Source organism: Pseudomonadota bacterium (genome assembly GCA_026388215.1).
Taxonomy (GTDB): Bacteria; Desulfobacterota; Syntrophorhabdia; order Syntrophorhabdales; family Syntrophorhabdaceae; genus JAPLKF01.
Window position 1 is genome coordinate 1 of sequence record JAPLKF010000005.1, and the last position, 21,218, is coordinate 21,218.

Genomic DNA, 21,218 nt, shown 5'->3' on the forward strand with positions numbered 1-21,218 from the left:
TGTACTCTATGTGGAAGTTGACGACCCTCTATGGCTTACCCAGTTGAAATATATGAAGGTGGATATACTGAATAAGATTGATATGAGGATAAAGAAAGGGGTTTTAAAAGACGTAAGGTTCTATCTCAAAGGGTTCTGATAGAACAGTAAGCAGTATGGAGTAAACCAATCTGTCAGAAGCTGTGAAAAAATATCGGTATGGCCGGAACACTCTCATAAAACCTGCTTATTTAGCAATAATCTTTCTTTGCTAACCACCAAGATTGCCTATAATCTCTATCAATTGCTTCCTGTAATGTTGTTTTTCTTGTTTTCTCTTTACCTGCTCCATTACAACCCGTAATCTTCAGTGCCAATTACAACCTGATATTTAAGGCTTGTACTCGATAATTATTGTTTGACTGTACAATATTCATACAGCTTAGTCTCTTGACCCACGGTACCTGTGTGCTATTTGTATTAAGATAACGCTAAAGACAAAAAGGACGATTGCAATCATAAAAAGAACAAATTCGTCATAATCGTTTTTCGTGGGACGAACTAAAGCTTGCAATCCTTCCAGACCCTCGTCACTTAATTCATGAACGAGCGTGAGTACAAGCCCCACTGATAGGAACCGTGCGACCCTTGAGCACTCCTTAATGCTAATACGTTTTAATGAAAAACCCTCAAAAATATTTCTCCATTTCTTTAAAGAGGCACTATCCGGTAAGATTTGCGGAGTCTTAAAGCTGTAGTTGGTGAATAAATCACCGTGTTGAGTTGCGAGATATTCCTCTTCTTTCCGTAGGGTGGGTCCGTAAGCCCAGAAGAAAAGAAAGGGATACACAAGGAGAAGGTAGAGATTACTGCTCAAAATACAGAAACTTGTATCAACCAGATAATTGGCAAGGTAATACGGATGGCGAACCATACCGTATATCCCTTTATTGGAGAGAACCACATTCCGTATTAAAATACCTTTCGTAACCATATGGAGAAAACTACCGACGGCAAGCAGAAAAAAGCCTGTGACGACGTTAAACGTGTTGAACTTATAAATAAGAGCAGAGACAAAACACAATAGGAGCACGAGGTCTCTAAGCCTGCTTCTGTTAAGGAAGCTCTTATTGGTCGGGTCACTCATTATGTAATTCCATACGATTTTATCCTTTAGATTGCCATAAAAGAGCGATTTATTGCAATAGGAGATATACTTGTAGCCAAATTTACACCGGCTCTCAACTAATATTCGAGAGGAGAATAATAATTCAATGTTGAGTGTCACCTTGTCCTCTATTTTAATTGGTAATTCCCAGCATTCCTTCTCTTTGAAATTGTTTGTTGGTAGGTGGAAGTTTTATTATTGTTCTATTTACGATAGATAGAAGTCATAAATAGCTTTTTTCTGATGTGAGGGAGTAAGGAAATAATGAATAGTGTTCCCTGCTTACTGCTTACTTTCTACTGCCCACTTCTTTCTTTATAGATTCCAGTAGCACTCTATAAGGAATCTTTTTTGCTTCCGCAATCCTTTTTACATCCTCGAATTCAATATGTGTTTTGATGAGTTTTCCCTGCCTGTCATAACCATTTTTTATTCTCACTGACCCATAGGAGGTTTTTACAACACCTTCCTCCCTTCTCAGGATATTCCTTAATTCCTTTCTCATCCTTATCCCAAACGTTGTCGTTTCTGCGAACAATGTATCCAACAGGTGTTGCACCTTCTCCTCCGCCACAGTAATGGAAAGCCTCATGCCTATTCGCCCCTTTTTCATGTAGACAGGGAAGTACAGCACATCGAGGGCGCCCTCATTTCTTATTCTTTCCGCAACTGCCCCGATATACTCCATTTCCATATCATCCATATCTGCCTCTAACACCCATAACTCCTCGTCATACTGAGGTTCTTTGTCCTTTCCTATGAAGATTCTTAAGGTGTCCGGTTTATCTGTTTTATATGTACCAAGCCCGTACCCTGTTTTTTCAATCTTCATGACAGGTCTTTTGTTCTTATCTTTCACGTAGTACCTTACAATCGCTGCACCAGTGGGTGTTGTAAGTTCAAATGTTTCATCAAGAAAGACCACATTATATCCAGAAAGAATCTCAAGGGTTGCAGGCGCCGGGTTTGGTATTATACCATGGGATGTTTTTATTGTTCCCCTGCCAAGCGGAATTGGTCCTGAGTAGACCTTTTCAATTTTAAAATAATCCATGCCTTTTGCGACACACAAAAGGTCTATCAGTGTATCAATATGGGAAAGCTCATGCAGGTGTAGCTCATTTCTTTTAATGCTATGGATTTTTGATTCTGCTTTAAGGATGATATCGAGCATACCCTTTGCATCTACTTTTATCCTCTCCTTTACCTTCAACCCTTTTATGAGTTCTTTCATTTTACTAATAGACAGGTGGGTATCGGAATCCTCAATCTTCAGGTATGTACCTTCTATAATGCCTTGCCTTTTTTTCATTGGAACCATAGAGGGCAGGGGAAGAGGTATGTTTTTTAGAAGTTTGTGAAGTTCTTCAAAGGGTAGCCCTGTATCGATAAGTGCACTTATCATCATATCGCCGCTAATACCGAAAACAGGGTCTATGTAAAGTATATTCATAGGCGGTTTATCAAGGTGGCAAAATATGCCGCACCAAACCCGTTGTCTATATTGAATACCGAAACTGTGGAGCATGAATTGAGCATAGCAAGCATCGCCGTCAATCCCCCAAAACTTGCTCCATATCCTATGCTTGTTGGAACCCCTATTACAGGTACACCAACAATACCTGCTACTATGGAAGGCAGCGCCCCTTCCATACCGGCAACAACTATTATGACCCTTGCCTTTTTAAGGGCCTCAAGGTTCTGGATCAGCCTGTGTATTCCTGCAACACCGACATCGTATAATTTCTCAGTAACATTTCCGAAAAACATTGAGGTGATGTACGCCTCTCCAGCTACCTTTGCATCACCTGTGCCTGCAGATACTATCAGTATAGTCCCCTTTCCTTTTATTGAATGGTCTTCTTTGATGTAAAAACATCGCGCCTCTTCGCTGTATGTGGCGGAGGGAAATTTTTCTTTTAGCTTTCTGCCAATGTTGTTTCCTATACGTGTTGCGAGTACATCCACCCTTTTTTCTCTCATGGATTTAATGATTTCTATTATCTGCTTTAAACTTTTTCCTTCTCCAAATATTACTTCCTGGATACCTTTTCTGACTGTCCTGTGGAAGTCAATCTTTGTGTGGTTTAAGTCCTCAAAGGGTATATCCTTTAACATATCATATGCCCTTTCTATAGAGGCTTTCCCGCTTTTTACATCCCTTAACAGTTTTATGATCTTCTCATCCATCATGTTAACATTGCAGATTTAATCATGTGTTTTTTCTTCTTTGTGTCAATCGCCTGAAAAGGATCCCCATAGGTAGCTGTATTTCTCTTTTTTACCTCAACAAATACAAGATATCCGTCCTCTTCAGCAATAATGTCTATCTCACCAAAAGGGTTTCTATAGTTTTTCTCAATGATCTTGTAACCTTCCTTTTTCAGGATTTTTATTGCCTTTTCTTCTCCTTTTGTACCTTCTTCCCTTTTAGTGAGCAAGATGTTCTTTCACTCCTCTAAATGTTTTTCTATGTATTGGTGAGATCCCATACCTTTTGATTGCTGTTCTATGGCCTTCTGTGGGGTACCCTTTGTTTTTTTTGAAATTGTACTCGGGGTATACTATATGAAACATTTCCATGATACGGTCCCTTATGACCTTTGCAACGATAGAGGCGCAGGCAATATAAAAACATTTTCTGTCGCCTTTTATTATTGGTTTCCCGTCCGGGAAACCTTTAATTCCATACTTGCCGTCTATAAGTAAAAGATTTGGCTGAATGCCTGTATCCTTTAAAGCCCTATCCATAGAAAGGAGGCTTGCGTTGAGGATATTTATTCTATCGATCTCCTCATGAGTTGCTATGCCTATACCTACCTTATATGCATGATTTACAATCCACGGGAACAAACTCAGTCTTTCTTTTTCGGTCAGGAGTTTTGAATCATTTACTTTTTTTCTTTTATCAGGTAAGCCTTTCCACACCACACAAGAAGATACTACAGGGCCAGCGAGAGGTCCCCTTCCTGCTTCATCTATACCACCGATCATGCCTGTGAGAGGACAACCCATTAATCCCTTTTCTCTTTTAGTTTTGCAGCTTTCCCCTTCAAATTTCTCAGGTAATAAAGTTTCGATCTTCTTACCTTGCTCTTGCTTAATATTTCTATCTTATCTATTAAATGTGAGTGCATGGGAAAGGTTTTCTCTATCCCGACGCCATATGATACCTTCCTTACCGTGAATGTTGCCCTTGTATTTCCCCCTCTTTTTCTTATTATAACGCCTTCAAACACCTGAATCCTTTCCTTGTCCCCTTCAAATATCTTTGTGTAAACCCTTACGTTATCACCAACATTTGTTTCTGGCAAGTCCAGCCTCATGTGTTCTTTTTCGATTAGATCGACCATCTCATTCATCGTATCCTCCTCTTTCGCCGAAAATTCTATCAAGTATTATACCAAGCGCCACCCTCAAGGATAAGTGATTATAATCCCCCTTACCCTTGATCGGTACAAGCATTTTCTCACATAAATTGATTATCTCATCAGATAGACCCCAACCTGTTCCAAAGAGTAGAAGACATGGTCTCGTCTCTTTTTTTATCAGCCTGTTAAGTTCATCGTATCCTATTTTGTTTACCATTCTTTCCTTTGAAGATGTTCCTATTATTATTGGGTCGCCATCTATCCCTTCTATCATTTCCCTCACATCGGTCTTTATTCTTATCTTATTTAATGCCTCACCCCTTGCCGGGTTGTATTGAGCCCCGTATCCATATCTCCAGTGATGTATAAGTTTTTCCATGATCTCCCTTTGTTTTACAAGCGGTGAAACAATATAGCATAACTCTATACCAAATGTCATGCAGGTTCTTGCAATATCGTGTATTTCAAGATTTGTTAGACTTGTTGCGATAATATTCCTGTTTTTGTCATATACCGGATAATGAATAATAGCAATACTGACATTACTCAGGGATTTCCTCCAGTATTTCTCTGATAAATTTTTTATCTTCCTCAGTTGGTTCGAAGTTGTTTATCAGGTCTGGTCTTTTTAATATCGTTTTTCTTATAGCCTCTTTCCTTCTCCATTTTTTTATCTCCTCATGGTTTCCAGAAAGGAGTACAGAGGGCACCTCCATTTCCATAAATACATCCGGTCTTGTGTACTGAGGATATTCAAGCAAGGACCCCTTCAGGCTCTCGTCAATAATCGATTCTTCATTACCAAGCACACCGGGGATGCGTCTTGTTATTGAGTCTATTAAAATAAGGGCAGGTATTTCTCCACCTGATAAAACATAATCCCCTACGGATATTTCCTCATCAATAAAGGCAAGCATCCTTTCGTCTGTGCCTTCGTATCGTCCACAGATAAGGCAGATGTGGGGCACCTTTGATAATCTTATTGCTGTATCTTCGTTAAAAATCTTCCCCTGGGGGGTGAGCAAGATATATTTTGGCTTTCCTATGTTTTTTTCAACGAACTTCATAGCCTTGTATATGGGCTCTATTTTCATTACCATTCCGGGCCCACCACCGTATGGATTATCATCGCATGTTTTATGAATATCCTCTGCAAAATCCCTTATGTTTATGATGTTAAATTTGACAGACCCCTTGTCGATTGCCTTTTTAATGATGCTTTCCTGCAGGGGGGTTTTAAATATGTTTGGAAATAGGGTGAGAATGGTGAAGATCATACAAGGAGCGCTTCCTCATCTATCTTTATAAATGAACCCTTAAGGTCAATCCTAACGATATACCCTTCAACCATGGGGATGAATATTTCTTTTTTACCCATAACAACGATAATGTCATTTGCTTTAGTATGGAATACCCTTTCTACCTTTCCAATCTTTTCGTCTTTCCTGCTTAACACGTCGAGCCCGATCAGCTGATAATCGTAGTACTCATCTTCATCTAATTGAGAGAGATCCTCCTCCCTCACAGATAATTCCTTATCCATGAGGGAGAAAACCTCCTCAGGATTTTTTAGACCTTCAAATCTTATATAGAAAAAACCTTTTTGAGATCTTATTCCTGTCGACTTGAGTTCAATTCTTTCAGCGCCGTGTTCTACAAATAATGTGGTGTATCTTAGAAAACCTTCTTTTGCATCGTTGTAATATCTAAATTTTACCTCTCCCCCCACACCATGGGTAGATATTACTCTACCGACAGGAATATACCTCATTACTCTATAATTTCGAGTACCGCCCTTTTCCTTATCTTTGTGGAGGCTGCACTCAATATGGTTCTCATAGCCCTTGCAGTTCTGCCCTGTTTTCCTATTACCTTTCCCAGGTCGTCTTTAGCAACATTCAATTCGATAACAGATGTTCTTTCGCCTTCAATTTCTGATACCCTTACCTGATCAGGATTATCTACCAAAGCCTTTGCCATATATTCAACTAATTCTTTCAACACGACCCCACCTCCGAAAGTTATTATGTTAGTTCCTTCAAAACCCCTTCTTTTTTAAATAGATTCTCCACTGTCTTTGTGGGTTTTACCCCCTTTTGATACCAGGCCTTTATCTTCTCTCTGTCAAGGCTTATCTGAGCAGGTTCTTTAAGAGGGTCATAAAATCCTACCCTCTCGATAAACCTTCCATCCCTTGGAGAACTACTTTCAGCTACTACAATCCTGTAAAAAGGTTTTTTCTTTGCTCCATACCTTGTCAATCTGAATTTTACAGCCAAATTCCCACCTCCTTATTTTAAGAATAGTTGTCGCTGGAAGCCCTTCATGCCTCCCTTGGTCAGTTTCCGTATCATCTTTTTCGTTTCCATATATTTTTTTAAAAGGTTGTTTACATCCTGGACATTTGCACCACTTCCCTTTGAGATTCTTATCCTTCTATTTCCGTCTATAATGTTGGGATATAATCTTTCCTTTGGTGTCATTGAATTGATGATAGCCTCTGTCTTTTTTATATCCTTTTCTGCTTCAGAGAAGTTTATTGCACCCTTAAATTTGTTGAATCCAGGAAACATGCTGATTATAGATTCTACAGATCCGAGACCCTTCATTTGTTTTATCTGTTCCCTGAAATCTTCGAGGGTAAATTCGTCTTTTCTTAGCTTTTTTTCTAATTCTTTAGCCTTCTTTTCATCAAATACTTCCTGAGCCTTTTCCACAAGAGAAACGACATCCCCCATGCCGAGTATACGGGATGCCATCCTTTCAGGATGAAAAGCTTCAAGGGCATCAAATTTCTCACCGATGCCGATAAATTTTATAGGTTTGCCTGTCACTGCCTTTATGGAAATAGCTGCACCGCCCCTTGTATCTCCATCGAGTTTTGTGAGGATAACGCCGTCAATGTCCAGCTTTTCATTAAATGTACTTGCAATGTTTACCGCATCCTGACCTGTCATTGCATCGAGAACAAGAAGTGTCTCTCTGGGTGTCAGGAATTTCTTCTGATTTACAAGCTCTTCTACCATTTCATTGTTTATGTGCAATCTCCCGGCAGTATCCACAATGAGTGTATCGTAACCATTTTTCATTGCATACGCCTTTGCTTCTTTGCAGATTGTCAGCGGGTCTTTTATCTCTTTTATAGAAAATGTATCTATGCCTATCTGACTACCTATCTTTACTAATTGTTCTATAGCAGCAGGTCTGTATATATCTGAAGGGACAAGTAGCGGTTTCCTGCCTCTTTTACGTAAGAGGAGGGCGAGCTTTCCTGCTGTTGTTGTTTTTCCTGAACCCTGGAGCCCGATTAGCAAGATAGCTACCGGCGGAGAGCCTGATACATCAAGTGGTTTATTGACCTTACCCAGGAGTTCACATAACTCGTCGTATACAACCTTAATAAACTGCTGTCCAGGGGTTATGCTCGTGAGTACTCCTTCGCCCAGGGTTTTTTCTTTGACCTTCTCAAGAAAATCTTTTGCAACCTTGTAGTTGACATCTGCCTCAAGAAGGGCAATCCTTACCTCTCTCAGGGAATCCTTTATGTTTGTTTCGGTAAGCTTCCCGTACCCCTTCAGTTTTTTAAATGTGGTCTCTAATCTCTCCTGTAATCTTTCGAACATATTGGTAATAATAATAGAAAACCATTGAATAGTCAACGATAATTAAATTCACCGGTTAGCAATCAGCAATGAGAAAAAAGATAAAGCTCATTATAGGTAGTGAAGAGGGTGGTGTCCTTGATAGAATTAAACACCAACAGTAGATTGGCATGGAGAGTGAAATAGGCCGTGGACAGGATAATGTTTACCGTGAAAGTTGTCAGCTGAATATTTACGGGTATTGCGGGATGTTATTGAGGGCAGTTGTTTCTTTTATACCTAAAGCAATATTCATGTTTTGAATAGCCTGGCCTGATGCCCCTTTGACGAGATTATCAATGGCGGAGATGATAATAATCCTGCCATCTCTGAAAACCTTTAAACCAATATCGCAATAGTTGGAAAATCTCGTGAACCGTGTATCCGGATAAGTCCCTTCGTCCAGAATCCTCACAAAAGGCTCATCCTTGTATACTTTTTTATATAACGCTATTATATCTTTTGTTTTAGCCGGAGTTTTCAATCTGCTGTATATTGTCGAGAGGATACCCCTGTTTATGGGGAGTAAATGGGGAACGAAGGTTACCCTCATATCAGAAAATTTGTTTACCTCTTTTTGTATCTCTGGTTCATGGCGGTGTATGCCCACATTGTAGGCCCTGAAACCCTCAGATACCTCACAGAACATGCTCCCTAATTTTGTTTCTCTCCCTGCACCACTCACACCTGATTTTGAATCTATAAAAATATCACCGGTTATTAGACCATCCTTCAGGAGGGGGTATAGCGCGAGAATCGCAGAGGTGGGGTAGCATCCCGGATTGGCTATAAGCTTTGCACCCTTTATTTTGTTTCTGTAAAGTTCCGGGAGTCCATATACTGCTTCAGGGATGAGCTTTTTGGCGTTGTGTTTTATGTAAGCCTTTTCATAGATATCCACATCCTCAAATCTAAAATCGGCACTCAGGTCAATAATGGTTGCCTTGCCGTTGAACAGGCTTTTTGCCATTTCCATTGAGTTTCCATGTGGAAGGCACAGGAAATATATGTCACATTTACCGCTGTGTTTTCCGTACGTGGGCAAAAGTGTTTCCTCAAACAGCCCCTTAAGGGATGGGAATATTTCTGATATTTTCTTACCCTTGTACGTGTTGGAGGTGATAAGAGTGATTTTTATTTTGGGATGGGAGAGAAGCGTGGATATAAGTACAAGCCCTGTATATCCAGTGGCTCCTATTATACCTGCTTTCCACATCAGGAATTATCTCTTCGAGAACTGGAAACTTGCTCTTGCCCCTTTTTTTCCATACTTCTTTCTCTCTTTGGCCCTGGGGTCTCTTGTGATGAGCCCTTGTTTCTTGAGAGTGGTTCTCAGGGTTACGTTGTATTCCAAAAGGGCTTTTGCAATTCCATGACCCAAAGCCCATGCCTGTGCAGGGATACCGCCGCCGTAAACATTCGCTATTATATCAAACTTTCCAATGTTACCCGTAAGCATAAGTGGCTTATTGACCATTAATTTTAATTCCTCGAGGGGAAAATATTCATCAAGGGTCTTTCCGTTTATAAGAAAATCTCCGGCACCCTGTTTTAGCCAGACCCTTGCTATAGCAGTTTTTCTTTTTCCAGTTGCATAGTACCTTTTTTCAGGCACCCTTTACCTCCTTTATCTCCAATTCTTTTGGTATCTGGGCTTTATGAGGATGCTTATTTCCTCTGTAAACCTTTAATTTTTTCAGGATTTGTCTTCCCAGGGTATTTTTTGGAAGCATTCCTCTTACAGCAAGCATGATGAGCTCTTCCGGTTTTTTGTCGAGCAGGGTTTTTGCATTTATTGCTTTTATCCCTCCGGGATAACCGCTATGACTTTTGTATGTTTTTTGGTATAGTTTCCTGCCGGTAAGTTTAACCTTTTCTGCATTCACCACAATGATAAAATCTCCTACATCCGTATGGGGTGTGAACGTAGGTTTATTTTTCCCCCTGAGGATTGTGGCTATTTTTGCTGCAAGCCTGCCAAGGGTCGCTCCATCTGCATTGACTACATACCAGTCTTTTCTCACGTCATTTGTTTTTGGAAAGTACGTTTTCATCATATTACCTTTCAAAATTTGTCTAAAATAATATATTTGGTGGGGTTAAGTCAAGCAAAACTTTTTTACCCAAGGGCTAACGGGTTCGAGGGAGCTGCAAGCCATTAGCCATCAGCTGTCAGCAATCAAAACAATAAACGATTTTGTGTCCCTTGTCCTTCGGCTCACTTCGCCGAACTCCGAACTCATAACTCCGAACTATTGTTCTCACTGTTTATAGGGATAGGATTTGTAGGGTCTATACGCCGGAGAAATAACCCAATGGTGTTTTTTGCATAAAAGCAGGGTGGCCCGGTGTATAGAGTGTTCCCCGAATGCATCATTTATACTATCCATAGCCTTATAGAGTTTCTCCCTTCTATCATCCTTCTCTATCAAAGAAGAAATCGCCATTGATTTTTGAATGTTGAAGGCTGTGACACCAAGAAGCCTCAGCCTGTCCTTCAATTTTATACAATCCATCAATTTTCCAATGACCTGGTATACCATTTTACTGTCTTGTGTGTGAAAGGGAATGGAGACCCTTTTTGTATAGGTGGTAAAATCGGGATACCTCCATGTAAGAGAGAAGCCCCTTGCTGCTACCCCTTCCTTTCTTAATCTCCTTGTCACCATCTCTGAAAGTTCGAGTATATGGGCTTTGATGGCTACCCTGTCTCCTATATCCTGCTCGAGGGTCATGCTGTGACCGATAGATGCGGGCAATTTTCCGGGACCTTCATCCTTAGGTGGTTCTATCCCCTGTGCCATAAAAGATAAATAGTCTCCCCATATTCCAAACCTTCTCCGGAGTATGCTGACAGGAAAATCCCTGAGTTCTCCGCATGATTTTACCTTCAGGTTTTTTAATGCCATCCCTATCCTTTTGCCTACCCCGGGGATGCTTTCTACGGGGAGTTCCTTCATGAATTCCTTCACATCTTTTCTCTTTACCATCACCAATCCATCAGGTTTACCGCTCTCACCCGCCATCTTTGCGACGAGCCTATTTGGTCCAATCCCCACAGAGCAGGTGATTCCAAAACTATCCCTTATCTCTCCCTTAATTGCCCTGGCAACCCTGATGGGAGAAGAAAACAAAGGAAAGGAGCCCGTGAGATCAATAAAGGATTCATCTATCGAATGTATCTCCACCTCGGGGGTATATCTGAGTAATATCTCATTTATCTTTACACATGTATCCACATATTTTTCATTTTTGCCCTCCACGATGGTAAGGGAGGGAAGTATCCTTCGTGCCTCTCCTTTTGTCATTCCTGTCTTGATTCCAAGCCTTTTTGCCTCGTAGGATGAAGCCACCACCACTGTTCTTCTGTTTCTCCCTGCTACCGCAACAGGCTTGCCGCAGAGTTTGGGCCGGGATGCCTGTTCAACGGATGCAAAGAAGGCATCCATGTCTATATACATGATAACCTTATCCATCTGTTTCAACTGCCTCGAGAAACCAGAGCAACCTTTCCTGCCAGTAGGAAAGCTCGTAAAGGTCCCTTCCATCCGTGAGTGCGAATCTGTGTACCAGCTCTTTACCTATCCTTTCGCGCCATGTATACGTGACCCTTTTTACTGCCAGTCTCCTTCCTCTCCATAAAAACCATTTGGGTTCTATTTTCTGTCCTTCTTCTTTGAATACGACCCCGACCCTTACCCTTTCCCCTATTTTTGTGAGCATATGTGTATTATACCAAACATTTGTTTGGTGTCAATCAGGTTTCTTGAGAGAGGGCTGAAGGCTTAATGCTTATTACTTACTGCCCGGTTCTTAAAAACATATTTAAAAACAGACGGTTTTTTGTTAGACTTTATCATGCGAAAAAGAAAGGCAAGGTCAAAACAAGAAAAAAGTAAGAACATCTTTCTTGAGTTAAAAGAGAGGGCTAAAGACAAAGATAAGAAAACAAAGGGTTTTACCTTTCTTTATTTCATCATAGCCTTTATTGCCATAATAGTAATCAACAGCTATTTTTTTAAAAGTGAAGTCAAAAATATACCTTATAGTGAGTTTAAAGAGCTTATTGCGAAAGGGAAGGTCAGCGATGTTGTGATAAACACCGAAACCGTCCAGGGTATGCTTGCCCTCGATGATGGTAAAAAGATAAAGTTCTTGACGAGCAGGGTGGAGGACCCGGACCTTGTCAAAGAATTGCAGAAGTACAACATTAAATTTGCAGGCTATTATGAAAACAAGATTATAAAGGCTATTATATCGTGGGTTTTACCTTTTGCTGTCATCATACTTATATGGAATCTTCTCATGAGGAGGATGGGTGGTGCCCCTTCATCCATCCTGAATTTTGGGAAAAGCAGGGGGAAGATATATGGTGAAGATGAGATAAAAATTACCTTTGAAGATGTTGCAGGCGTGGATGAAGCGAAGGAAGAGTTGAAGGAAATAATAGAATATTTAAGTACACCGCAAAAATTTCTTAATATTGGGGGGAAGATACCGAAAGGTATACTTCTTGTTGGCCCTCCTGGCGCAGGGAAGACGCTTCTTGCAAAGGCAGTAGCCGGAGAAGCAAAGGTGCCGTTTTTCAGCATGAGCGGTTCAGATTTTGTTGAGATGTTCGTTGGCGTGGGGGCGTCGCGCGTGAGAGACCTTTTTGCCCAGGCTCAGGAAAAGGCCCCGTGCATCATATTCATAGACGAGCTCGATGCGCTTGGTAAGGCGAGGGGTATGAATCCCCTTTCTTCCCACGATGAAAGAGAGCAGACACTCAATCAACTTCTTGCCGAGATGGATGGTTTCGATACAAAAGCAGGTGTAATCATCATGGGGGCAACGAACAGACCTGAAATCCTTGACCCGGCGCTGCTTAGACCAGGGAGATTCGACAGACATGTCCTTGTTGACAGGCCGGATATAAAGGGGAGGGAAGAGATTCTGAATGTCCATGTACGTGGTGTAAAGATCGGGAAGGATGTTGATTTAAAGGTGGTAGCCGCAAGGACACCGGGGTTTGTGGGGGCAGACCTTGCAAGCCTGGTAAATGAGTCAGCCCTGCTCGCCGCAAGAAAGGGAAAAACTTTAGTGAGTATGGAAGAATTTGAAGAGGCTATCGATAGGGTCGTGGCAGGCCTCGAAAAAAAGAAGAGGGTAATGAGCCCAAAGGAGAAAGAGATAATTGCCCATCACGAAACAGGGCATGCACTTATGGCAGAATTTCTTGGTACTACAGATCCGGTGCACAAAATCTCCATTATACCGAGAGGGATATCGGCCTTGGGATATACACTTCAGCTTCCAACCGAGGACAGGTATCTTATGACAAAAAGTGAACTTCTTGATAGATTATGTGTCCTTCTCGGTGGAAGGGTTGCAGAAGAGATAATATTCGGGGATATTTCTACAGGCGCTCAAAATGACCTTATGAGGGCAACAGATATTGCAAAATCTATGGTGAAGGAATATGGTATGAGCGAAAAACTCGGGTATATGACCTTTGAGAGGGAAAGAAAACCTCTTTTCTTAGATATAAATCCAACCTTTGGGATAAAGGACTACAGTGAAGAAACAGCGAGGGAGATAGATAACGAAGTAAAGAGGATAGTAGACGAGTCCTATCAAAAAGTAAATACTACGCTGAGTGAGAAGAGAGAACTTCTGGAGAAGGTAGCACAGACTTTGCTTGAAAAGGAAACCATCGATGGCGATGAATTAAGAGCGCTTATAAAAGGAAATCAAGGTGATGATAAAGATGACAAACTTAGAAAAGAAGCAGATAGACCTGATTAAAGAATCCATCTGTGTTTACACAAAATGTATAGAGTGTAGAACGCTATTTAAGGAAGGCAAGCTGTGCTTCACAAATATCGAAGATTTTGTTGATGACAGAGGCAAAAGCTGTCTTTATAGGTTAAAGGAAATGTGCCATGAGCTTTTCAGAAACTCAGACGAAGCCACCTACAAGGAAAAACTGTATGATATAACGGTAGGATATACATTTCATGAAGCGATGAAATTAAGAGAAAACCTGTATCAGTTTGAGTATTACAAGCCTAAGTCTGACATAGCATTAAATGAACTTACAAGCCCTGAAAGGAAGATAGTCCATGAGATTGAAATTCTCATCAATAAGGCAGAGAAGAGATTGAAAGAAGGTCTAAAAGAGATAAGGATTCTTTTAAAAGAGCTTGTCGGGCAGTTGAAGGACCTTATAGGATTGTATAAAAACAACTATCTATTACCGCGCTTTATTTTTGAAAACGAGAAGGCCCTCACAAAGATATATGGAAAAAAGGGTTTTGAAGGGTTTTTAAACGATATGTATCAGGGCGAAAGGTTATTGTTGGTGTTTAAGGCTGCAAATAGTTACCTTGAGAGTGAATATTATGAACTTGCCCGAAGATTATTCCAGAAGGTTTCCAACCTTGATAACAAGAACAAGAAGGCATTATTTTTATATATGTATGCATCTGCTTTTTATTTTTATTTTAAAAACAGGTTTACGAAGTCACTGATATTTGCTGAAAGGGCATTCTCTATGGATATGGATAATAATAGAATGGAGCCATACATGGAATCATTAAAAAGGCTTATCAATGATCTATCAGGTGAGGTAAGGAGGGCAAAAAAGACATAAGGAGGAAATTAAGATGCCGATATATGAATATTTGTGTGAGAAATGTGGAAATGAATTTGAGCTCATAGTCTTTAAAGATGATGAGCCAACATGCCCGGCATGTGGAGAAAAAAGGCCAAAAAGAAAGATGTCCACGTTTGGATTTTCCGTTGGCTATAAGTTTAAATCATCGTCATCAAACAAAGGCTCTGCCTGTGCAAGCTGTGGTTCATCAAATTGTTCTTCATGTTCGTGACACAATCTTTAAAGAAGGGTTCCAGGGGTCAAGGGTTCAAGGGTTCAAGTGTTTTAAAATCGCTCGAATCCTTGAACCCTCGAACCCTGCTCTTTTCGATATTCACTATTTTTATATGAACCTCGTTGATAAAGTCAAAAAAATCATTGAGCGTGAAAGGCTCATAGAAAAGGGAGACGATATCCTTCTTGGGGCTTCAGGAGGAATAGACTCAACCACATTACTCTTTATATTGATTGAAATCAGAGATAAGATACCCTTCGAACTCGGCATAGCCCACGTAAATCACCTGTTGCGAGGAGAGGAATCGGACAGGGATGAAGAATTTATAAAAACGATTGCAGGTAGGTTTTCCCTTCCGTACTACATAAAAAGGGTTGATGCAAAAGAGTATGCGGGTAAATCCGGTATGTCTATACAGCATGCGGGAAGGACGTTGCGATATGATTTTTTTGAAGAGGTGGCAGGTAGGCATAACTATAATAAAATTGCAGTCGCCCATAATATGGATGACCAGGTAGAAACCTTTATTCTGCGGGTATTAAAGGGGACGGGGATAAGGGGACTTTCATCAATCCCTGTGAAGAGGGGGAATATAATACGTCCATTCCTTTACATATACAGGTCTGAAATAGAAGAATATGCAAAAAATTGTTCAGTCCCCTTTGTGGAGGACTCTTCTAATAAAAAGGATATATATGAGAGAAATTTCATAAGAAAACATGTAATCCCGTTAATGGAAAGGTTGAACCCGGCATTTAAAGAAAAGATTTTTTTATTACTGCAGGATTTAACCATGATTAATTATCTGTTTGAGGAAAGGGCAATGGAATTTTTGAAAAAGGAAGGACAATTGGAAGGGGAAGATATATTATTAGAGGTTGAGTCCCTGAAAAATATAGATAGGGAAACAAGATTCAGGGCAATAGCGAATGTACTTACACAGATGGAATCAAAATTTATCCCCCTGAGGGAACATATCCGTTTGATAGAAAAGGTCATAATGGGGAGTAGACCAAATCTCACACTTATCTTGCCTCATGGCATAAGGGTAAAGAAGGTATACAAAAAACTTGAATTTACAAAGAAACCTGGTGTTACAGTGATAAAGAGTGTATTTCCGGTTAAAATTGGGGAAAATAGGCTCGAGCCCTTTATGCTCTATCTCGATGTCTCACCATACCCCAATAAACTTGTGGAGATTCCAACGGACCGGAATATTGCCTTTTTCGACAGGGATAAGATAGGGAATTTATACGTAAGGACATTTTTGGAAGGTGACAGGTTTTTCCCCCTCGGCATGAAAAATTCTATAAAGTTAAAGGATTTTTTTATATCCCGGAAGATTCCAAAGGAAAGAAGAAGGCATATTCCCCTTCTCCTTTCAGAAAAGGATATTATATGGATTATTGGTTACAGGATTGATGAAAGGTACAAGGTGGAAAGGGATACAAAACATATCCTTAAGGTGGTTGTGAAACATTATGTTTAAACATGCAGGATTAGAGGGTTCAAGGATTCAAGGGTTGAAGTGTGTTAATTCACTCGAATCCTTACTCCTTGGCCTCTTGAACCCTTTGCTGATAATATGTGTTGGTGATGATAATAAAGACTGCAAATAAAGGCCCATGGGTGGTTCTCATTCACGGACTTGGGGTTACAGAGAATGTATGGTTTGCACCCCTCGAAGTAAAGGTTTTGTTTATCTCCTTTAAAACCCTGTTGAAGGAAGAAAAGGAGATTATACCCCTCGCAGAAAGGTGCAATAAGGAGAATTATAATATCGCAAGCTGGACGCAAAATATCTATGGAACGGTTGACGATGCAGCAGCTGAACTAAAGGTCCTTGTAGATTCTATTGATAGCCAGGATATAGTCTTTATAGCCCATTCGAGGGGCGGGCTTGTGGCAAGATGGGCAATACAACATCATGGTTTAAATCCAAAGGCCTTGATATGCTTATCAACACCACACTACGGCAGCGGGTTTGCAGACTATACGATGAAGCATCAGAAGTTTATTCAACTTGTATCCCCTTCTGTCAAAAGGCATATTGTCCCCATAAGAGAGCTATGCACCTACGCTCCCTTGATAAAGGAAATTAACAGACCAGAGGGGCTTGAGATGGAAAAACATGTCCCGCACTTTGATATATGTGGTGATTCAGTTTCATACTTCACAACATGTTTCTTCAACGTGATGGGCTCAGCAGAAAAGCTTTTTGGCAAAGGTATAATCAAGGAATGGAAGATGGGGCAGGGGGATGGTTTTGTATGCGTTGAATCCTGCAAATCCCCTCTCACGCCCGATGAAATGTTCTTCAAACTACCTGTCAACCATGCAAATATTTTGATTGACAACAAAGCGTGGGATATTGTAAATAGTATCCTCCAGCGGTGCGTAGCACCACGGTTTTAAGTTCGGAGTTCAGAGTTCGGAGTTAAACTCTGTAAGCTTTAATCCCGCCAAAAGCGGGACAATCCGCAATCTGAAATCTGAAATCGACGATGGGGTTAAGGAATGTATCACGAAAAGTCAGGAATAGAGAATACGGAAAAAACCCTTGAGGTTGCTTCTCAGTATGCAAAAAAGAGGGACATCAAAGACATCGTCATTGCCTCAACAACTGACTATACGGCAGAAAAGGTACTTGAAAAGTACGCCAATGAAGGGCTTAATATAGTTGTCGTAACACATAATACAGGGTTTTCGGAAGAAGGACATCAGGAGTTTTCAGAGGATATAAGAAGAAGACTCATAAAAAGCGGCATAAAGGTACTCACAGGCACAATGGTCTTGAGGAGCCTTGGCACGGCAATTCGTGAACTTACAGGCTATTCTGAGCAGGACCTTGTGGCGAACACCCTGAGGATGTTTTCCCAGGGGATAAAGGTGTGTGTGGAGATTGTTGCAATGGCTGCAGATAGCGGGTTAATCCCCTTTTCTGATGTCATTGCCATAGCAGGAACTGGAAGGGGTGCAGATACGGCGTGTGTGATAAGGGCGAATTCTTCTAACAGGCTTTTTAAAATAAAGGTGAGAGAAATCATAATAAAACCAAAGGAGTTTTAAATGCTATCAAAAAGAGCAAGTTCACTCAAGCCATCACCAACCCTAACAATCAATGCAAAGGAAAAGGCCCTCAAGGCTCAGGGGTTGGACATTGTAGGATTTGGAGTAGGGGAGCCTGATTTTGATACTCCAGACCATATTAAAAAGGCGGCGATTGATGCCATTAACGAAGGTTTTACAAAGTACACACCAGCAGCCGGAATAGACCCTTTAAAGGACGCAATCATTGAAAAGTTTAAAAGAGACAATAATCTCACGTACAAAAGGGATGAGGTCATTGTTTCCTGTGGTGGCAAGCATTCACTCTACAACCTCTTTCAAGCCCTGTTTGAAAAGGGTGATGAGGTAATCATTCCAATTCCATATTGGGTATCCTATCCGCCGATGGTGGAGCTTGCCGGGGCAAAACCTGTGCTTGTCGATACATCTGAAAAGGATGATTTCCAGATTACAAAAAGGTTGTTGAAAAAACATATTACAAAAAAGACAAAAGGGATAGTGCTGAATTATCCGTCGAATCCGGCAGGCTCGGTATATTCAGTGGAAAACCTGAAAGAGATTGGGAAAATAGCTGTGGAGAATAATATCTATATCATATCTGACGAGATATATGAAAAGCTTACATATGATGAATATACACACACGAGCATTGCCTCCATTAATCCTTCTTTTAAAGAAAGAACAATCATAGCCCATGGTGTTTCTAAGACATACGCAATGACAGGATGGAGGATAGGGTTTGCCGCAGGACCTAAAGAGATTATACAGGCTATGTCAAATATACAGAGCCAGAGCACATCAAACCCGACATCCATTTCACAGAAGGCAGCGGTTGTAGCCTTAAATGGCCCTCAGGATTTTATCAAGACGATGGTCAGTGAATTTAAAAGGAGAAGGGACTTCCTGGTGAGGGAGCTTCGTAGCATTGAAGGCGTGACCTGTTACAATCCTAAGGGTGCCTTTTACGTATTTCCCAACTTTAATAAACTCCTTGGCAGGAAATATAAGGGCAAAAAAATAGGTTCTTCATCAGTATTGACCGAGATACTCCTTGAAGACTTCCATACAGCGGTTGTCCCGGGGGTCGAATTTGGCAAAGAAGGTTACCTGAGGCTTTCTTTTGCAACCTCTATGGAAGTTATCAAAAAGGGAGTGGAGAGGATAAAGAAGGCTGTAGCTTCGCTTGACTAACATCAGTAAGTAGTAAGCAGTAAGTAGTAAGCAGTAAGGAGTAAGCAGCAACTGCATACTGCCCATTTCCTACTGCCTACTCTATAATCCTGTCCCTCGTCCTTCGTGTCTTACAGGTAACTTTTTAACATTGCTTGACAACTTCTTTCCCCCCTGATAGCATTGCAATAATGAAATAAACAGGTCAGGCGAATGTCCTGATTTGTATTAAAAAAGGAGGTAAAAATGGCGAGAATCGGCATATTCGCATGTTCAAACGCAACACAGGATCTGGGTTGTTCCTCTGTAAGCTGCCTGGCAGATTTACGGAGGCGAAAGGGCGCCTTTGAGCGGTACAAAGACGATGAGAAGCTCGATTTAGTCGGTATTGTAAGCTGCTCAGGATGTCCTACACTGACGGGACATGAAAAGCTCCTGAACAGGATTCGGGCATTGACCGAATTCAAGGTTGATGCAATCCATTTTACATACTGTATGGATACATTATGCCCGTTCAAGGATGAGTATAAGGCATTACTTGAGAAGAACTTCCCGGATATAAAAGTAGTCATAGGAACCCACGAAGTCCCTATCACCCAGGACCAGTTTAGAGGGGAAATTAAGAAACTCTTCTGCCAGCCGCAATTCACCATGGTTGATGTGATAAAAGGGAGGAAGATAGAATAATCCGGGAAAAAGAATTGGGGGTCATGTCTTGAATTATAAGTTTTGATTCTGTATTATTATTACCTTTCCCTGCTTAATTAGGTAAAAATACAATGCAAAATTATATACGCTCCACGCTCTCCGCTATAAAAATGCGTTGCACGCGGTATATTCAATTATTGGTGATAATCTTAAAAATGGATTAGAATAAATCTTAAGAAGTAGATGAAATGTTAAAGGGGATTATAAAAAAGCAATTCAACAGACAGGCAAAAAGCTTCAGTAGCTGGTCTGTTACGAAAAATATAGAATATATGCAGGCCCATTTTGATTTTTTCAGAATGAATGAAAATGACACCATGTTAGATGTTGCCTGTGGAACAGGTGAATTTTCAATATTTTCAGCGAAAAGAATAAAATATGTTCTGGGAATAGATATTTCAGATGAAGAAATTAAATTAGCGAATGAACAGGCTGAAAGTAACAATGTAACGAATGTAAAATTTATCTGTCACAATGTAGAAAAAATTCCCTGCGATGATAATTCATATTCAATAGCTGTTTGTAAATCAGCGTTTCATCATATGCAGAACTATTCCCAGGTATTTTTAGAGATGCTGCGATGCTGTAAAAACCTTGGTAGAGTGGGTATTCAGGATATTGTCGCGTATGATGACAAAAAAACGAACGATTTTTTTGAAGGCATGGAAAAAGCAATAGATATAAGTCACAATTCAGCTTTATCATTGGAGTCAATTGTAGATTTGTTTAAGGCTAATGATTTAAAAATTGTAAATGAGTTTCAGATAGAGATTGGGCTAAATTTTCAAGAATATCTGCGTCATGCATATCAGTCTGAAAGCAGTATAAGAAAAATCGAAAAATTGCTAAAATTTGGATTGGAAGATAAAGGGATTTCAAAATATTTTATCATTAAAGATGATGAGTTGTTCTTTAAACGAAATGTTTTTCTTATCCTGGGCGAAAAATGTGACCGCACCTTATCCTTTGGGGTTGAATAAGGGTGGTTTTTTGCCTGTTTTTAAATAATAAAAATAGTCGGTAAGAATCTCTCTGTGGTCAAAGGCGATTTGTTCCGGTAGTGGGTCTTCGCTGAAAACCCCTGCCTTTCTCGCATCATCCTTTCCTTTAAGTATGCCTTCCCCATCCCCTATGAATACCACCGATACCGTATGAAATCGGGGGTCCCTACCCGGTTTTGAGTAGGTGTGGAATTGTTCAATTAATTTGACATCAAGAGAGGTCTCTTCTTTTGCTTCCC

General features: G+C 40.5%; 27 protein-coding genes. 9 read left to right on the forward strand and 18 right to left on the reverse strand.

Annotated features, from left to right (window positions below):
- Nucleotides 1-421 precede the first annotated feature (421 nt).
- From NTU69_00070 to NTU69_00150, 17 genes are all read right to left on the reverse strand, one after another.
- Nucleotides 422-1,126, reverse strand: coding sequence for a hypothetical protein (locus tag NTU69_00070; GenBank protein MCX5801929.1), 705 nt, complete (start codon nt 1,124-1,126; stop codon nt 422-424).
- Between the two features lie 310 nt (nt 1,127-1,436).
- Entirely contained in the window at nt 1,437-2,600 is a 1,164-nt protein-coding gene (gene larC, locus NTU69_00075) for a nickel pincer cofactor biosynthesis protein LarC (protein MCX5801930.1), read from the reverse strand.
- Nucleotides 2,597-3,337: a nickel pincer cofactor biosynthesis protein LarB gene (gene larB / locus NTU69_00080; protein MCX5801931.1), complete on the reverse strand. Its 741-nt coding sequence runs from the start codon at nt 3,335-3,337 to the stop codon at nt 2,597-2,599. Before larB ends, larC begins: the two co-directional genes overlap by 4 nt.
- On the reverse strand, nt 3,337-3,588 hold the full coding sequence (locus tag NTU69_00085; GenBank protein ID MCX5801932.1) for a YraN family protein: 252 nt from the start codon (nt 3,586-3,588) through the stop codon (nt 3,337-3,339). Before NTU69_00085 ends, larB begins: the two co-directional genes overlap by 1 nt.
- Nucleotides 3,578-4,162 (reverse strand): ribonuclease HII, encoded by a 585-nt coding sequence (locus tag NTU69_00090; GenBank protein MCX5801933.1) that lies wholly within the window; start codon nt 4,160-4,162, stop codon nt 3,578-3,580. Before NTU69_00090 ends, NTU69_00085 begins: the two co-directional genes overlap by 11 nt.
- Complete coding sequence (gene rplS / locus NTU69_00095; GenBank protein MCX5801934.1) at nt 4,162-4,509, reverse strand: 50S ribosomal protein L19; 348 nt, start codon at nt 4,507-4,509, stop codon at nt 4,162-4,164. The genes NTU69_00090 and rplS overlap by 1 nt, the downstream gene beginning before the upstream one ends.
- Entirely contained in the window at nt 4,502-5,053 is a 552-nt protein-coding gene (locus NTU69_00100) for an RNA methyltransferase (GenBank protein MCX5801935.1), read from the reverse strand. Before NTU69_00100 ends, rplS begins: the two co-directional genes overlap by 8 nt.
- 7 nt (nt 5,054-5,060) lie before the next feature.
- Nucleotides 5,061-5,795, reverse strand: a complete 735-nt coding sequence (gene trmD, locus NTU69_00105) for a tRNA (guanosine(37)-N1)-methyltransferase TrmD (protein MCX5801936.1) — start codon at nt 5,793-5,795, stop codon at nt 5,061-5,063.
- The gene (rimM, locus tag NTU69_00110) at nt 5,792-6,289 is read right to left on the reverse strand and encodes a ribosome maturation factor RimM (GenBank protein MCX5801937.1); all 498 of its coding nucleotides are present in this window, start codon (nt 6,287-6,289) and stop codon (nt 5,792-5,794) included. The genes trmD and rimM overlap by 4 nt, the downstream gene beginning before the upstream one ends.
- The gene (locus NTU69_00115) at nt 6,289-6,522 is read right to left on the reverse strand and encodes a KH domain-containing protein (GenBank protein MCX5801938.1); all 234 of its coding nucleotides are present in this window, start codon (nt 6,520-6,522) and stop codon (nt 6,289-6,291) included. The genes rimM and NTU69_00115 overlap by 1 nt, the downstream gene beginning before the upstream one ends.
- 20 nt (nt 6,523-6,542) lie before the next feature.
- Nucleotides 6,543-6,797 (reverse strand): 30S ribosomal protein S16, encoded by a 255-nt coding sequence (gene rpsP / locus NTU69_00120; protein ID MCX5801939.1) that lies wholly within the window; start codon nt 6,795-6,797, stop codon nt 6,543-6,545.
- 12 nt (nt 6,798-6,809) lie between these two features.
- A complete protein-coding gene (ffh, locus tag NTU69_00125; GenBank protein ID MCX5801940.1) occupies nt 6,810-8,141 on the reverse strand; it encodes a signal recognition particle protein in 1,332 nt (443 codons plus the stop codon).
- A gap of 211 nt (nt 8,142-8,352) precedes the next feature.
- Nucleotides 8,353-9,375: an N-acetyl-gamma-glutamyl-phosphate reductase gene (gene argC / locus NTU69_00130; GenBank protein ID MCX5801941.1), complete on the reverse strand. Its 1,023-nt coding sequence runs from the start codon at nt 9,373-9,375 to the stop codon at nt 8,353-8,355.
- A 6-nt stretch (nt 9,376-9,381) separates the two neighbouring features.
- Nucleotides 9,382-9,774: a 30S ribosomal protein S9 gene (rpsI, locus tag NTU69_00135; protein MCX5801942.1), complete on the reverse strand. Its 393-nt coding sequence runs from the start codon at nt 9,772-9,774 to the stop codon at nt 9,382-9,384.
- Nucleotides 9,767-10,213: a 50S ribosomal protein L13 gene (rplM, locus tag NTU69_00140; protein ID MCX5801943.1), complete on the reverse strand. Its 447-nt coding sequence runs from the start codon at nt 10,211-10,213 to the stop codon at nt 9,767-9,769. The genes rpsI and rplM overlap by 8 nt, the downstream gene beginning before the upstream one ends.
- Nucleotides 10,214-10,420: 207 nt before the next feature.
- Complete coding sequence (gene dinB / locus NTU69_00145; protein MCX5801944.1) at nt 10,421-11,635, reverse strand: DNA polymerase IV; 1,215 nt, start codon at nt 11,633-11,635, stop codon at nt 10,421-10,423.
- A complete protein-coding gene (locus tag NTU69_00150) occupies nt 11,628-11,882 on the reverse strand; it encodes a DUF6504 family protein (protein MCX5801945.1) in 255 nt (84 codons plus the stop codon). The genes dinB and NTU69_00150 overlap by 8 nt, the downstream gene beginning before the upstream one ends.
- 135 nt (nt 11,883-12,017) lie before the next feature.
- Here NTU69_00150 and ftsH point away from each other — a divergent pair, with 135 nt between their 5' ends.
- The 9 genes from ftsH to NTU69_00195 all read left to right on the forward strand — a co-directional run bounded on the left by ftsH (nt 12,018) and on the right by NTU69_00195 (nt 20,958).
- Entirely contained in the window at nt 12,018-13,946 is a 1,929-nt protein-coding gene (gene ftsH / locus NTU69_00155; protein MCX5801946.1) for an ATP-dependent zinc metalloprotease FtsH, read from the forward strand.
- Complete coding sequence (locus tag NTU69_00160; protein MCX5801947.1) at nt 13,909-14,793, forward strand: hypothetical protein; 885 nt, start codon at nt 13,909-13,911, stop codon at nt 14,791-14,793. Before ftsH ends, NTU69_00160 begins: the two co-directional genes overlap by 38 nt.
- Nucleotides 14,794-14,806: 13 nt before the next feature.
- Complete coding sequence (locus NTU69_00165) at nt 14,807-15,028, forward strand: zinc ribbon domain-containing protein (GenBank protein MCX5801948.1); 222 nt, start codon at nt 14,807-14,809, stop codon at nt 15,026-15,028.
- A 115-nt stretch (nt 15,029-15,143) separates the two neighbouring features.
- The gene (gene tilS / locus NTU69_00170; protein ID MCX5801949.1) at nt 15,144-16,520 is read left to right on the forward strand and encodes a tRNA lysidine(34) synthetase TilS; all 1,377 of its coding nucleotides are present in this window, start codon (nt 15,144-15,146) and stop codon (nt 16,518-16,520) included.
- 107 nt (nt 16,521-16,627) lie between these two features.
- Nucleotides 16,628-17,446, forward strand: a complete 819-nt coding sequence (locus NTU69_00175) for an alpha/beta hydrolase (GenBank protein MCX5801950.1) — start codon at nt 16,628-16,630, stop codon at nt 17,444-17,446.
- A gap of 102 nt (nt 17,447-17,548) precedes the next feature.
- Complete coding sequence (locus NTU69_00180; GenBank protein ID MCX5801951.1) at nt 17,549-18,100, forward strand: hypothetical protein; 552 nt, start codon at nt 17,549-17,551, stop codon at nt 18,098-18,100.
- The gene (locus NTU69_00185) at nt 18,101-19,291 is read left to right on the forward strand and encodes a pyridoxal phosphate-dependent aminotransferase (GenBank protein ID MCX5801952.1); all 1,191 of its coding nucleotides are present in this window, start codon (nt 18,101-18,103) and stop codon (nt 19,289-19,291) included.
- A gap of 225 nt (nt 19,292-19,516) precedes the next feature.
- Entirely contained in the window at nt 19,517-19,957 is a 441-nt protein-coding gene (locus NTU69_00190) for a CGGC domain-containing protein (protein ID MCX5801953.1), read from the forward strand.
- A gap of 209 nt (nt 19,958-20,166) precedes the next feature.
- Complete coding sequence (locus NTU69_00195) at nt 20,167-20,958, forward strand: methyltransferase domain-containing protein (protein MCX5801954.1); 792 nt, start codon at nt 20,167-20,169, stop codon at nt 20,956-20,958.
- Here the strand turns inward: NTU69_00195 and NTU69_00200 are convergent.
- On the reverse strand, nt 20,938-21,218 hold a 281-nt coding region (locus NTU69_00200), incomplete at its 5' end, for an NUDIX hydrolase (protein ID MCX5801955.1). The two genes, NTU69_00195 and NTU69_00200, sit on opposite strands and share 21 nt — an antisense overlap.